The sequence below is a fragment of the Gordonia lacunae genome (genome assembly GCF_002149015.1).
In the GTDB taxonomy this organism is placed as follows: domain Bacteria; phylum Actinomycetota; class Actinomycetes; order Mycobacteriales; family Mycobacteriaceae; genus Gordonia; species Gordonia lacunae.
Window position 1 is genome coordinate 77,522 of sequence record NZ_NGFO01000014.1, and the last position, 14,134, is coordinate 91,655.

9 protein-coding genes are annotated in these 14,134 nt (G+C 70.0%); 7 read left to right on the forward strand and 2 right to left on the reverse strand.

The window, feature by feature from the left end:
• Positions 1-401 precede the first annotated feature (401 nt).
• From CA982_RS13630 to CA982_RS13640, 3 genes are read left to right on the forward strand one after another with little or no spacing between them, the layout of a single operon-like run.
• Positions 402-1,403, forward strand: a complete 1,002-nt coding sequence (locus CA982_RS13630) for an ATP-binding cassette domain-containing protein (RefSeq protein ID WP_086535850.1) — start codon at positions 402-404, stop codon at positions 1,401-1,403.
• Complete coding sequence (locus CA982_RS13635) at positions 1,400-2,227, forward strand: ABC transporter permease (RefSeq protein WP_086535851.1); 828 nt, start codon at positions 1,400-1,402, stop codon at positions 2,225-2,227. Before CA982_RS13630 ends, CA982_RS13635 begins: the two co-directional genes overlap by 4 nt.
• A gap of 45 nt (positions 2,228-2,272) precedes the next feature.
• A complete protein-coding gene (locus CA982_RS13640; protein ID WP_086535852.1) occupies positions 2,273-3,151 on the forward strand; it encodes a glycosyltransferase family 2 protein in 879 nt (292 codons plus the stop codon).
• 25 nt (positions 3,152-3,176) lie between these two features.
• Here CA982_RS13640 and CA982_RS13645 read toward each other — a convergent pair whose 3' ends face one another.
• Positions 3,177-4,496, reverse strand: a complete 1,320-nt coding sequence (locus tag CA982_RS13645) for a glycosyltransferase (RefSeq protein ID WP_244176260.1) — start codon at positions 4,494-4,496, stop codon at positions 3,177-3,179.
• A 113-nt stretch (positions 4,497-4,609) separates the two neighbouring features.
• Between CA982_RS13645 and CA982_RS13650 the strand changes: the two genes are divergently transcribed.
• Genes CA982_RS13650 through CA982_RS13665 form a run of 4 tightly spaced genes read left to right on the forward strand, consistent with a single transcriptional unit; the run spans position 4,610 to position 10,174 of the window.
• Positions 4,610-5,995, forward strand: a complete 1,386-nt coding sequence (locus CA982_RS13650) for a glycosyltransferase (RefSeq protein WP_086535854.1) — start codon at positions 4,610-4,612, stop codon at positions 5,993-5,995.
• Positions 5,992-7,470, forward strand: coding sequence for a hypothetical protein (locus CA982_RS13655; RefSeq protein ID WP_086535855.1), 1,479 nt, complete (start codon positions 5,992-5,994; stop codon positions 7,468-7,470). Before CA982_RS13650 ends, CA982_RS13655 begins: the two co-directional genes overlap by 4 nt.
• Before the next feature lie 32 nt (positions 7,471-7,502).
• On the forward strand, positions 7,503-8,879 hold the full coding sequence (locus CA982_RS13660) for a hypothetical protein (protein ID WP_086535856.1): 1,377 nt from the start codon (positions 7,503-7,505) through the stop codon (positions 8,877-8,879).
• On the forward strand, positions 8,876-10,174 hold the full coding sequence (locus CA982_RS13665) for a nucleotide disphospho-sugar-binding domain-containing protein (protein WP_086535857.1): 1,299 nt from the start codon (positions 8,876-8,878) through the stop codon (positions 10,172-10,174). Before CA982_RS13660 ends, CA982_RS13665 begins: the two co-directional genes overlap by 4 nt.
• A 61-nt stretch (positions 10,175-10,235) precedes the next feature.
• Here the strand turns inward: CA982_RS13665 and CA982_RS13670 are convergent, their stop codons facing one another.
• A complete protein-coding gene (locus CA982_RS13670; protein WP_244176261.1) occupies positions 10,236-14,048 on the reverse strand; it encodes a multifunctional oxoglutarate decarboxylase/oxoglutarate dehydrogenase thiamine pyrophosphate-binding subunit/dihydrolipoyllysine-residue succinyltransferase subunit in 3,813 nt (1,270 codons plus the stop codon).
• Positions 14,049-14,134: the final 86 nt, after the last annotated feature.

The following is a 14,134-nucleotide window of genomic DNA, read 5'->3' on the forward strand; positions in this document are numbered from 1 at the left end:
GGCCACGAACACGGCGTCGAGGCCGCCTGTGTCTGTAGCGAGCCTAAGTGCTTACGACGGGCACGTGCAGGGGCAGGGGCGCGTGACGTTCATCACCGAGTGGGGTGCACCGGCGCGGGCCGTCAGTCCGACGGAGCATGGAAGTCGGCTGTGTGGCTGAATGTTTCGCGATCCGCCCGGGGCTCGATGTGGTGGACATCCGAGTCCGGTTGCGTTCATGTAAAGAACTGATGACAAGCCGACGCCGCGGACGGGCCGCCGCCCACCGGATTGCGTAGTCAGACGGCATGTCGACGAAATCCGTTGCCGGGCAGCGTCGAATATCGCAATCGGTCACGTTGCGGCTGCCGGGACGCTCACCTACCGTGGGGCCGAAGTCGACCACACGCATCGGGGGTGCCATGTCCACGACCGTCCCGGCCATCGAGGCCCGCGGTCTGACCAAGGAATTCGGCGGCAGACGGGCCGTCGACGCGGTCGATCTCGTCGTTCCGGCCGGCGGCGTCTTCGCCCTCCTGGGGACCAATGGCGCGGGTAAGACCACCACCGTGCGCATGCTGGCGACGCTGCTGCGCCCGGACTCCGGTGACGCCCGCATCTTCGGGCACGACGTCGTCGCGGAGGCCACCGCGGTCCGGTCGCTCATCGGGGTCACCGGCCAATATGCCTCCGTCGACGAGGATCTCACCGCTCGCGAGAACCTGATGATCTTCGGCCGGCTGATCGGCTCGTCGCGCCGCCGGGCACGCATCCGTGCCGACGAACTGCTCGACGAGTTCGGTCTCGGCGCGGTCGCGACCCGGCGCGTGGGTCACTTCTCCGGCGGCATGCGTCGACGACTCGACCTCGCGGCGTCGCTGATCACGCGTCCGCGTCTGCTGTTCCTCGACGAGCCGACCACGGGGCTCGACCCCCGCACGCGGGCACAGATGTGGCAGACGGTGCGCGACATGGTGACCAGTGGGTCGACCGTCCTGCTCACCACGCAGTATCTCGACGAGGCCGATGAACTCGCCGATCACATCGCGGTCATGGACCGGGGCTGCGTGGTCGCCGACGGGACGGCTGACGAACTGAAGGCCGGCGTCGGCGACATGAGTGTGCGACTCGAGCTCGCCGACGCCGACGAATTGGCGGCCGCCGCCGAGGTGTGTGCGCCGTTCACCTCGAGTGGCGAGCCGACGATCGCGCGCCGCGACGGGGTCCTCGTGCTGCCGATGGCCGACATCGACCCGCTCGCCGACATCCTCGGTGCTCTCCGCGCCCGCGGGCTCGCGCTCACGTCGGTCAACGTGGTGCGCCCCACCCTCGACGAGGTGTTCTTCGCGCTGACCGACGGAGGCGACCCCACCCGAACCGCATCGGCCACGGCGGAGATCGATTCGACAGGAGTGCGGGCATGAGCACCGGAGCGCTGCAACCGAGTACACGCGCACCCCAGGCCGCGACCGAGGCCCGGGTCCGGATCCGGCCGACCGCCGCGGTGATGCAGTCCCTCACGATGACGCACCGGGGCCTGCTGAAGATCAAACACAATCCGCAGCAGCTGTTCGACGTCATCGTGCTGCCCATCGTGTTCACGGTCATGTTCTCCTCGATCTTCGGCGGTGCGATCGCCGGGAACGTCGTGGGATATCTCCCGCTGCTGATCCCCGGGGTACTGGTCCAGGTGTGTGTCGCGGCGTCGGTGGTGACCGGCGTCCAGTTGCGCGAGGACCTCGACCGCGGGGTCTTCGACCGGTTCAAGTCGCTGCCGATCGCGCGCATCGCGCCACTGGCCGGTGCGCTGGTGGCCAACACCCTGCGCTACGTCGTGGCGTCGGCCATCACGGTGTGCGTCGGGGTGATCATGGGGTACCGGCCGGCGAGTCCCGTGGGGGTCGCGGTCGCGTGCGTCCTGATCGTGGTGGTGGCGTTCTCGTTGAGCTGGATCTTCGCGCTTCTCGGTGTGCTGCTCGACAAGGCGTCGACCGTCCAGGGCGTCTCGATGCTCGTGCTGATGCCGATCACCTTCGTCTCCAATGCGCTTGTCCCGATCGACACCATGCCCGGGTGGATGCAGGCCTGCGCGTCGGCGAACCCGGTCTCCCATCTCGTGACGGCGGCACGTGGACTGGCCGCCGGCGAGAACGTGGGGACCGACATCGCCTACACGCTCCTGGGTGCGGCGGCGATCCTCGCCGTGGTGGTGCCGGTGACCCTGCGGACCTACATGCGGCGGACCTGAGTGTCCGTGCCGATGACCGACCGATCAGCGCGAGGAGCAGACACCATGAGCACGCCGATCACCTTCTCGGTGGTGGTACCGGTCTACAACGAGGAGGACACGATCGGCGAGTGCCTCGCCCGGTTGTCGGCACAGTCCGACCGGATCACCGAAATCGTGGTGGTGGACAACAATTCGACCGACGGCAGCCGCGCGGTGATCGACGCCTGGCGTTCGGCCCACCCGCGGATCCGCGTGATCGACGAGGCCCGGCAGGGGCTGGTGTACGCGCGCAACGCCGGGCTCGACGCCGCGACGGGTGATCTCGTCGCCCGCATCGACGCCGACACCCGGGTGCCCCCGGACTGGGCGCGCACGATCGTGGAGTTCTTCGCGGCCGACGTGGGGGAGGACTGGGCGGCCCTGTGCGGGCGAGGGGAGGCCTATGACGTGCCCCTGGCCGGGAGGCTCGACCGGTGGAAGACCCGCCTGCACCCGCTGAACGGGTTGCGGCGCGCGAAGCCCGTGACCGAGGTACCCGTGCTCTACGGCTCGAACATGGTGCTGCGGCGCACGACCTGGGCGGCGATCCGGGACCGGGTCAGCATGCGCCGGAACATTTTCGAAGACGTGGACATGGGCCTCTGCGTGGGTGACGCGGGCGGGCGCAACGCCTTTCTCCGCTCGCTGACCGTCGGGGTCTCCCCGCGCCGGATGGAGACCGGCATGGTGCCGTTCGTCCGGTACATGAGTTTCCTCCCGCGAACCTTCCTGCTGCATCGGCGCTTCGGGCTGGCGGCCGGCGCGGCTGCGATCTATGTGCCCGCGATCTCGGTCACGCACGCGATGCGACTCGTCGTGCTGCGGTCCTACGACTCCCGGACGGGTCGGATCGATCCGCGAAACCTGCTGCGGGGCGGTGGTTCCGATCGTGTCCTGCCGTGACCGTCGGAGTCCGGCCGGCCCGGGATCAGCCGGCGCGCCGACGCGTCGCCTGCGTCGCGACCGTCTCTTCGACGATGTCGGACGCCGACCGCACGGCCTCGGCGGGGGGGATGAGCCGGCGGCGGAGATCGGCGGACCGCCGATGGGTGTCCGCGTCCAGGATTCGGTCGAAAGCCGCGGTCAGCGACTCCGCGGTCACCCGCGCCATCGGCAACGTGGCGCCCACCCGCGCGGTGCTCAGGGCCCGTCCCCAGATCGGCTGATCGGCGCCGACCCAGGTGACCAGGGTGGGCAGACCGGCGCGCAGGCCCGCCGCCACCGACCCGGCGCCGCCGTGGTGGACCGCGGCGCGGCACCGCGGCAGTACGGTGTCGTGATCGACGTGCCCGACCACACGTACGGCGTCCGCGGATGTCGATGCGCCCGAGTCGGATTCGCTCGACATGAAACCGCTCCAGCCGCCCGACACCAGCAACCTGATCCCGAGCCGCCGCGCCGCGGTACGGAACGCGTCGGCCAGAGCGTCGGGGTCGGCCGGCAACATGCTGCCGAAACCGACGTACACCGGGGCGTCGCCGGCGTCGAGCCAGTCGGCGAGGCTTCCCGGTCCCGGCTCGTCATCGAGTCCGGCATCACCCACCCCGGCTCGTTGCGGTGCGGCGAGAGTGAAGAATCCGACCAGCGGTCGACGCCGGCCCCACTGCGTGGTGAGACCCCCGAAGAGGGCCGGGTCGTAGGCCTGGATCTCGGGAACCCCGGTGCGGGAGATGAGTTCGGCGTAGGGGCGGGCCAGTGGCGACAATCCCAGGTCGGATCGCAGGGTGTTCTCGGCCGAGCGGGTCGCGAGCCAGAGGGCTCGCTCGGCGACGCGCCAGCTCAGGTCATTGACCGCCGCCGGCGCATCGACACCGAGGTGAGCGAGCAGCGACACCGAGCTGTTGCGCCGAATGGGGCAGTAGTGCAGCGGGATGTGGGGGATCCCGAGAACGGCCGAGACGTTGTGGGCGCGTTCCTGACCGGCGCTGCTCGCGATGAGCGCGTCCGCCCCGTCGACGAGCTCGAGCAGGCGTTGCTGCATCGCGCGGCCGTCGCGCACCGACATCGCCGACACCGCGCGCAACCGGGTGCGCGGGTTCTTCGATCGCATGTCCTCGCGTACCAGATCGGAGCCAAGCAGGTCCCGCGTGCTCGCACCGTAGACCTCGGTGGGAATTCCGGCGCCGCTGCCGAATTCGACCAGATCGGGTGGCGTCGCGAGGGTCACCTCATGCCCCCGTCCCAGGAGTTCGGCGGCGAGGGCGACGGCCGGCTGGACGTCGCCGCGGCTGCCGTTGACCGCGATCACGAACCTCAACGTCGAACCCCTCACGTGTCGGTGTGGTCGGATGGGCGACCGATTCTAAACACGGCCCGCCACCGCGGCGCGCGGCCCGAGACGTGGATCACCGGAGCGGTGTCATGAGGGTCTCGTTCGTCATCAACGGAACACGCGGGGACGTCCAGCCGGCAACGGTACTGGCGAGGGAGCTCGCGCGGCGCGGCCACGACGTGCGTCTCGGGGTCCCGCCCAACATGGTCCCGTCTGCCCGGGCCTGGGCGGACGGTGTCGTGCGGCTGGCGGTCGTGCCGCTCGGCCAGGACACCCGTGCCCACCTCGAGACGGTGGCACAGGTCCGAGCGCAGGCGGGACGTCACCCGCTCCGACGTCTGCGGGTCCTGCTCTCGCTGCGGAACGCCGGATGGGATGACCTCGTCGCCGACATGGCCGTGGTCGTCGACGGCGCCGACGTCATCGTGAGCGGCTTGATCACCGAACAGCCCGCACTCGCCTTCGCCGAATCCGCCGGAGTCCCCCTGGTGTCGATCCATCACGCTCCCGTACGCCGCAACCGCCGGGTCGGCCCGGTGCCCGGCCGGTTTCCGGGTGGCCCCCGCGCCGTCCGGGCGCAATGGGTCGCCTACGACGCCGCGTTCGGCCTGCTCACCAGGCGACGAGAGCGTCGCCTGCGCGCCGGACTGGGGTCGACCGGGGCGTCAGGGCCCTACGCCGCTCGGCTGCGGGCGGCGGCGGGTCTGGAGTTGCAGGCCTACGACCCGTTGTTCGGTGCGCCTCACGCTCGGTCCGGACCGCACGATCGGCTGTGGAGCGACGACACGGCCGCTCGTCCCCGACCGACGGTGGGGTTCCTCGGGTGGCCCGAGGAGCACCCGGTTGCCGGCTCCGACGCACTCGCGTCCTGGCTCGACGCCGGCGACGCCCCCATCTACGTGGGTTTCGGCAGCATGCCGTTGCGGGGCGGGGAGAGCACCCTGCGCGTCGTCACGGAACTCGGCCGCCGGCTCGGCCGTCGTGTGCTGGTGTGTGCCGGCTGGACCGAACTGAGCGAGGAGGTGCGCAGCGGCGTCGAGTCCGACGCGGTGCGGGTCGAGACCCAGGTCGACCACCGCACGGTCGTCGGCCGGTGCGCGGTCGTGGTCCACCACGGCGGCGCCGGGACCACCGCGGCCGTGCTGCGCGCCGGCCGGCCATCGGTGATCTGCTGGTATGGCGCGGATCAGCCGTTCTGGGGAGCCGAACTCGAACGGCTGGGTGTCGGCGTGTCGATGCCGATGGCCCGTGCGGGACGCGACCTGGACGTGGATCGGCTGTGCAAGGCGGTCGCGGCGATGCTCGACCCCGCGGTCGCCGATCGGGCCGCGCGACTGCCGACGGTCTTGGTGAGCGAGGACGTGGCGCTGGCGGATGCCGCGCACGCGGTCGAGAGTTCGGTGACAAGCTCGTGCACGAGGGAACCGTGTTCGCGGGGACCGCAGATGCACAGCGGAACGAAGGTGGACGTATGACGACGATGCAGTCGCACGCGGCGGGACGACCCGAGGACGAGCGGGCGGCCGGGGGAGAGCGGGGCCTGCGTGGTCTCGCGGCACGCGTACGCGCCGAGGGGTCGGCGATCCGGGGCGACCGGCTCACCTCCGAAGACGCCCCGTTCTGGTTCGTCACGCCGGCACTCGGCTGGTCGGTCGTGCTCCAGCTCGTGTGGGTGTTCGACGACGAGGTCTCGATCGAGGCACTCACCGCGATGAACGCGGCACTGGCGCGCGGGCGGTTGAACCGCATGCTCGTCGTGCCGGATGTCGTCGGGGCGCGTCCGCGCTGGGTCGAGGCGCCCGACGCACCCGGACTGGCAGCCGACAGCCGACCGGTGTCGGAGGCGGAGATCGACGAGTGGGCGACCGCGGAGATGTCCGGTGTTCCTCTCGATGCCGAGGGCGGGCGGTGCTGGCGGTTGCGGTCGGTCCCGACCGCCGCCGGCGGCACCGTGGTCTCGCTGTGCGCCCTGCACGTGGTCACCGACGGTCGGGGCATGCTCGCGGCCGCAACCGAGGCCGCCATGGCCTCGGCGGTACCGCTCGACCCCGGGGCCGGTCCCGCAACCGCGGCGGCCCGCGAGGCGCCCCACCCGCCGGTCTCGTGGCGTCGCCGGCGGATCGGCGATGTCGTGGACGCCGGGTCGCAGGCCGTGGCGGTCGTCACCGGACTCGCCCGGGCGGCACTCGAACAGCGCAAGGCCGGCGGGCCCGAACCCGACCCGCGCCCGGCTCGCACCCCGATCGCCGAACGTTCGCCCGCCGCCGAGTTCACGTGGGCCACCGCGACCGTGCCGGCAGCGGACTTCGACCGGGTCGCCGCCGAACACGACGGCACCGCCAACACTTTGTTCATCGCCGTGGTCAGCGGCCTGCTCCGCTCGAGTGGCCATGCGCCGCTGCCGAATCCGATCAAGGTCGGAGTTCCGGTCGACCGTCGCGAGAGCGAGGCGGACACCAGATCCAATCCGATCGCGGGCGTATCGGTGTATCTCACCGACGAGCCGGTCGCCGGCGGCGACCTCGGCGGCATCCGGTCCGCGTGCAAGGCGGCTTTCGTCCGCCTGTCCGAGGGCCGACGGGCCCCGCACATCCATCTGCGACCGCTGGCGTGGTTCCTGCCGCCGGCCGTGATCGTCAAGATCGTCAGCGCCGGCAACGGGATCCCCGACGCGGTGATCTCCAACCTCGGTGACGTGCGACCCGCGGCGACGGTGCTGGGGGGTAGGCCGGCGCGCAAGATCGCCTTCCGCGGAATGGCGCAGGGCGTCGACGCCTCGGCGGGACAGCGGTTCGGCGACGGGGTCCAATCGTGGCTCGTCCGCACGCGGGACCAGGTCACGTTCACCGTGCTCGGCTGCGACGAGACGAGTTTCTCCTCCGACGCCGTCGTCGCGGACCTGCTCGACCGAGAACTGACGGCGTGGGGGCTGCCCCACGAGATCTGGTGACCCATCGAACCCGTTGATGCTGAGGAGAACACGTGACCGTGACGGCGACCGACAGCCCACCCGCCCAGGTGCTCCGTGTGACCGGCCCCGATGAGTCCTACCTGCTCGTCGCGGAGCTGTTCGGGATGGGTGCCCCCATCCAGATCACGTGGGTCTTCGACGACGACCCGGGGGATGAGGCGATCGACTCGCTGCGGACCGGACTCGCGGCCGGACCGCTGCACCGTGCCGTGTCCCGCCGTCGGGTCCCGTTCGCCCGCCACCGTTGGGTTCGGTCGCCGCGAACGGTGCACGCCGGGCGGGTACAGGTCATCGATGCCGACGGCGTCGGCGAATGGGCCGATGCGGTGCTCCGCGCGAGTCGTCTCGATCCCGTGCGTGGGTCCGGCTGGCAGCTCGACTCGGCGCGGATCGCCGGCGGTGGCCGTGCGGTGTCATTGCTCGCCTCCCACATGATCACCGACGGCCACGGACTGTATCGACTGGTGGCCGACGCGGCAGCGGGCCGGACCGCGAGCCTCCCCGCGCCCGGCAGCGGACGCTCGTGGGGGGCCGTACGCGCCGATGCGGCCGACGCGGCCGCGTCGGTACGGGCGGCCGCGCGATCCGTGCGGATCCTGGTCCGCGAGGCGCTCACGGCGCGGGCCGCCGGCACCGGCGACTCCCGAACAGCTGTGCGTTCGTCGCGTGCGACGCCCCCGAGGGCGGCCGGGTCCGTGTCCGACCCGGACACGACGCTGGCGACGGTCGACGTCTCGGCAAGCGAGTGGGCCGCTCGTGCCGCCGAGCACGGCGGCACCCAGAACTCGCTGTTCACCGCGCTCCTCGCCGGGATCGTGCACCGTTCGGGTCGTCCGCTCGACGGTCCGATGAAGGTGTGCATCGCGGTCAGCACGAGAGACGGCGACGACGACCACCGCGCCAACGCATCGGGCGGGGTGTGGATTCGGATCGCCGATCCCGTCGAACCGGGCGCCGACCTCACCACCATCCGGTCGTCGAGCAAGCGTGCCTTCGTCGACTACGCCGAGTCCGGTGGCGATCAGACCGCCGACAACCTCCAGCCGATCGTCCGGATGCTCCCGAAACGACTCATCGGGCGGCTGATGCGCGGCATCCCCGGACCCGACACGACCGTGTCGAACCTCGGCTCGACGCCGGAGTCGGCGTTGCGCATCGGCGACCGCACCGCGTCCCGGTTCGCCATCCGCGCGGTCATGCAGGGGATGCCCGCGGAGGAGCGGCGGGTACGCGGTCCGGCGATCGCTGCCTGGGCGGTCACCTACGGCGACACGATCACGCTCACGTTCTTCGGCATCGACCCCGACGACTTCGGCGACCCCGGGCGGTTGCGCACACTGATCGCCGACGAACTGACCGCCTGGCGGATCGGACACCGGTTCTGGTGACGGCGCACCACATCTCGATCGTCCTGTACGGCAGTCGGGGCGACATCCAGCCGGGTGTCTGTCTGGCTCTCGAACTGCAGGCGCGCGGCCATCGCGTCAGCGTCCTCGCCCCGCCGAACCTCTCGGGCCTCGCGCGGGCCGTCGGGGTGCGGGAGGTCCACGAGATCGGCCTCGACTCCGATGCGGCGTGGTCGTCGGACGGCGCGCGGTCGGCGCGCGGCAGTCGTAACCCGTTGGCGCGGATCGCATTCGCCCTCCGCACCGTCCGAGGCGGCTTCGACGCGCTCGACGCCGACCTCGAGCGTCTCTTCGTCCCGGAGTCGGCGCCGCTGCACGACACCGGCCTCCTCGTCGCCGCACCGCTGTGCCAAGACCGCATCGTCGCCCTGGCCGAGCGTCTGGGCGTCCCGCTGACCGTGCTGCGGTACGGTCCGATGTCGGAGAACGGACTCATCGGCGCCGTGCCCGGACTCACCGAGCGATGGTCACCGGCAGCCAAGCGCCGATCCTGGCGCGTCGCCGACCGGCTGACCTGGGTCGCGACCGGGTGGAACGAGAATCGCTTCCGGCGCCGGATCGGACTCGCCCCGAGTCGCGGGCCGCTGCCGCGGCGCCTGGTCGCCGACGGGATCCCGCAGATCCAGGCCTACGACGCGGAGATGGTGCCGGGTCTCGCCGCGGAGTGGGACGACCGCAAACCCCTCGTCGGCTTCTTCGACCTCCCGGCCGCGAGCCGACCGGGCATCGCCGAGATCGGCGCGGACACCACCGAACTCGCCGGCTGGTTGGACGCAGGCGAGCCGCCGCTGTTCCTCACCTTCGGCAGCATGCCCATCCTCGACACGCCGACGCTGATCACACGCTGGCGGTCCGCCGCGCGTGCCCACGGGGTGCGCTGCCTCATCGCGATGGGAGACGCGACCGGAATCGACCCCGACGACCCGGATGTCTTCCACACCGCAGGCGTGGACCACGCGTCGGTGCTGCCGCGGTGTGTCGCGACGGTCCATCACGGCGGCGCCGGGACCACTGCGGCCGGCCTACGGGCCGGACTCCCGAGCCTTGTCTGTGCGGTCACCGCCGATCAGCCCTTCTGGGGCGAGCGGGTCCGGGCGCTCGGGGTGGGGGAGGCCCTCCGGCTGTCGACGTTCACCGACGAGGATGCACTCGCCGGCCTGAAAACGGTGCTCGCCGACGAGACCCGTTCGGCGGCCGCCGCATTCGCGCGCCGGATGACATCCCCGGACAAGGCCGTCGCCGCGGCGGCAGACATCTGCGAAGCCCGGCTGAGATAGCGGCACCGACGACCGCGGCCACCAACCCCGAGGGGCTGGTGGCCGCGGTGCGACGGGCGTCTTACTCGCCGAAGGCCTCGTCGAGGATCTCCTGCTGCTCGACCGCGTGGACCTTGCTCGATCCCGAGGACGGTGCGGACATCGCACGGCGCGACACCCGGCGTAGTCCGCCGAGCACGTCCGGCAGCACCTCGGGCAGCCAGAGACCGAGGAACGGCCACGGGCCCTGGTTGGCGGGTTCTTCCTGAACCCAACGGAATTCGCTCGCGTTGCCGTACTGCTCGAGCGTCTTGCGGAGCCGGCGGTGCGGAACCGGGTAGAGCTGCTCGATGCGCACGACGGCGATGTCCTCGCGCTTCTCCTTGTCGCGGCGGGCGGCCAGCTCGTAGTAGAGCTTGCCGCTCACCAGCAGGACGCGGTTGACCTTGCTGCGGTCGGCGCCGTCCTTCTCGAAGTGCGGATCGTCGATCACCGAGCGGAACTTGTCCTCGGTGAAGTCCTCGACCGGGCTCACCGCGGCCTTGTTGCGCAGCATCGACTTCGGAGTGAAGACGATCAGCGGGCGGCTGATGCCGTCGAGCACGTGGCGGCGCAACAGATGGAAGTAGCTCGCCGGCGTCGACGGCAGGGCCACCGTCATCGAACCCTCGGCACACAGCTGCAGGAACCGCTCGATGCGGCCCGAGGTGTGGTCGGGTCCCTGGCCCTCGTGTCCGTGCGGCAGCAGCAGCACGACGTCGGAGAGCTGGCCCCACTTGGCCTCACCCGACGAGATGAACTCGTCGATGATGGACTGCGCGCCGTTGACGAAGTCGCCGAACTGCGCTTCCCAGACCACGAGAGCGTCCGGGTTGCCGACCGAGTAGCCGTATTCGAACCCGACGACCGCGAACTCCGAGAGCGGGGAGTCGTAGACCATGAACCGGCCGCCGTTGCTCTCCTCGTCCGCGGGCTGCAGATGGTTGAGCGGGGTGTACTCCGAGCCGGAGCTGCGGTCGATGAGCACCGAGTGACGCTGGGTGAACGTACCGCGACGCGAATCCTGGCCGGACAGACGCACGGTGCGTCCCTCCATGACCAGTGATCCGAACGCCAGCAACTCGGCGAACGCCCAGTCGATGTTGCCCTTGCGTGCAGCCTCGGCCCGACGCTCCAGGACCGGCTTCACGCGCGGGTGCGGGGTGAAGCCGTCGGGGACGTTGACGAAGGCATCGCCGATGAGCTCGAGCGTCTTGCTGTCGACCGCGGTCACCAGCTTCGTCGGCAGCGTCTGGTCGGACTCGACGGACGGCGACGGCTCGACACTGAACTTCTCGAGTTCCTTGACCTCGTTGAAGACGCGCTCGAGCTGACCCTGATAGTCGCGCAGTGCGTCCTCGGCCTCCTTGGTCGAGATGTCACCGCGGCCGATCAGGGCTTCGGTGTAGCTCTTGCGGACGCCGCGCTTGGTGTCGATCACCTCGTACATCGCCGGCTGCGTCATCGAGGGGTCGTCGCCCTCGTTGTGACCGCGGCGGCGGAAGCACACGAGGTCGATGACGACGTCCTTGCTGTACGCCTGGCGGTAGTCCACGGCGAGCTTGGCGGCCCAGACACAGGCCTCGGGGTCGTCGCTGTTGACGTGGAAGATCGGCGCACCGATCATCTTCGCCACGTCGGTGCAGTATTCGGTCGACCGCGAGTGCTCGGGTGCGGTGGTGAAGCCGACCTGGTTGTTCACCACGATGTGCACGGTGCCGCCGGTGCGGTAGCCGGGCAGCATCGCCATGTTGAGCGTCTCGGCGACCACTCCCTGGCCGGCGAATGCGGCATCGCCGTGCAGCATCAGCGGCAGGATCGGGAACCGATCGTCGTCGTCCATGAGGTCCTGCTTGGCGCGCACCAGACCCTCGAGCACGGGGTCGACGGCCTCGAGGTGACTCGGGTTGGCCGTGAGCGACACGTTGATCTCGTTGTCGCCGAACATCTGGTAGTACTTGCCCTCGGCGCCGAGGTGGTACTTCACGTCGCCCGACCCGTGCGCCTGCGACGGGTTCAGGTTGCCCTCGAACTCGGTGAAGATCTTCGAGTACGGCTTGCCGACGATGTTGGCGAGCACGTTCAGGCGGCCGCGGTGCGGCATGCCGATGACGACCTCCGAGAGGTTGTGCTCGGCGCTCTGGTCGATCACCGCGTCCATCATCGGGATGACCGACTCGGCGCCCTCGAGCGAGAAACGCTTCTGCCCGACGTACTTGGTCTGCAGGAACGTCTCGAACGCCTCGGCGGCGTTGAGCTTGCTCAGGATGTACTTCTGCTCGCCGACCGGCGGCTTGACGTGCTTGATCTCGACACGTTCCTGCAGCCACTTCTGCTGCTCGGGCTCGAGGATGTGGGTGTACTCGACACCGACGTGCCGGCAGTACGCGTCGCGCAGGATGGACAGCACGTCCCGCAGCTTCATCTTCTCCTGGCCGTGGAACCCACCGACCTTGAAGCTGCGGTCGAGGTCCCAGAGGGTCAGACCGTAGTTCTGGATGTCGAGATCGGGATGGCTGCTGCGCGCATCGCTGTCCATCATGAGCGGATCGATGTCGGCCATCAGGTGTCCGCGGCTGCGGTAGGCCGCGATCAGCTCGAGGACCCGGGTGCTCTTGTCGACGAGGCCTGCGGGCAGGTCGCGACGCCAGCGGATCGGCTCGTACGGCACATGGAACGCGGTGAAGATCTCGTCGTAGAACGCGTCGTTGATCAGGAGTTCGTGGATCGTGCGCAGGAAGTCTCCCGACTCCGCGCCCTGGATGATCCGGTGATCGTAGGTCGACGTGAGGGTCATGAGCTTGCCGACGCCGAGCTCGGCGATCTGCTCCTCGCTCGCGCCCTGGAACTCGGCCGGGTACTCCATCGCGCCGGCGCCGATGATCGCGCCCTGGCCCTTCATCAGTCGCGGGACCGAGTGCACGGTGCCGATGGTGCCCGGGTTGGTCAGCGAGATGGTGACGCCGGAGAAGTCGTCGGCGCCGAGCTTGCCGTCACGGGCGCGGCGGACGATGTCCTGGTAAGCCGTGTAGAACTCGGCGAAACCCATCGTCTCGCACTGCTTGATCGCGGCGACGACGAGCGTGCGGTTGCCGTCCTTGCCGACGAGGTCGATGGCCAGACCGAGGTTGGTGTGCGCGGGCGTGACGACGTTGGGCTTCCCGTCGATCTCGGCGAAGTGCCGGTTCATGTTCGGGAACGCCTTGATGGCCTGCACGATCGCGTAACCCAGGATGTGGGTGAAGCTGATCTTGCCGCCGCGGGTGCGCGCGAGGTGGTTGTTGACGACGATCCGGTTGTCGATCATCGCCTTGGCGGGCACGGCCCGGACACTGGTGGCCGTCGGGATCTCCAACGACAGCGCCATGTTCTTCGCGATGGCCGCGGCGGGACCGCGCAGCACCTTGTTGCCATCGGCGTTCTCGGACTTCTGGCCCTCGGACTTCCCGGCGTCGGCCGCGCTCGCCTTACCCGCCTCCGGCTTGGTGGGCTTGGGCTGCGATCGCGCCGAACCGTCGCGACTGGCGACGCTGTGGCCGGATGCGGCCTTCGTCGCGGTGGACTCCTTGGCGGGGGCGGGCTTGCGCGGCGCGGTCCGGGCGGGCGTCTGATCCAGGGTGACCTGCTTGCGAGGTGCGGCCTCGGTGGACGCGCTGCGCGCGGACCCGTTGGTCGACGAACTCGACGTCGAGGACGAGGTGGTGGTGGAAGTCGTTGTGGCGGAGGACTTTGCGGAATTCGAGGGCGGTGAGGCGGCCGCGGCGGAGCCGCCGTTGTCGCCGGGCTCGTAGTTCTTCAGTAGTTCGTGCCAACTCGGGTCGACCGAGTTCGGGTCTTCTTTGTACTGCTGGTACATTTCCTCGACCAGCCACGTGTTCTGTCCGAAGTCTGAAATCGAACTGCTGCTCACAGCGGTATCTCGCCTCAATTCCCTGAAGGTGC

What these genes read in the sequence shown, in the direction of transcription:
- CA982_RS13630 (WP_086535850.1), top strand. Translation starts at nt 402, where the DNA reads ATGTCCACGACCGTCCCGGCCATCGAGGCCCGCGGTCTGACCAAGGAA.
- CA982_RS13635 (WP_086535851.1), top strand. Translation starts at nt 1,400, where the DNA reads ATGAGCACCGGAGCGCTGCAACCGAGTACACGCGCACCCCAGGCCGCG.
- CA982_RS13640 (WP_086535852.1), top strand. Translation starts at nt 2,273, where the DNA reads ATGAGCACGCCGATCACCTTCTCGGTGGTGGTACCGGTCTACAACGAG.
- CA982_RS13650 (WP_086535854.1), top strand. Translation starts at nt 4,610, where the DNA reads ATGAGGGTCTCGTTCGTCATCAACGGAACACGCGGGGACGTCCAGCCG.
- CA982_RS13655 (WP_086535855.1), top strand. Translation starts at nt 5,992, where the DNA reads ATGACGACGATGCAGTCGCACGCGGCGGGACGACCCGAGGACGAGCGG.
- CA982_RS13670 (WP_244176261.1), bottom strand. Translation starts at nt 14,048, where the DNA reads ATGTACCAGCAGTACAAAGAAGACCCGAACTCGGTCGACCCGAGTTGG.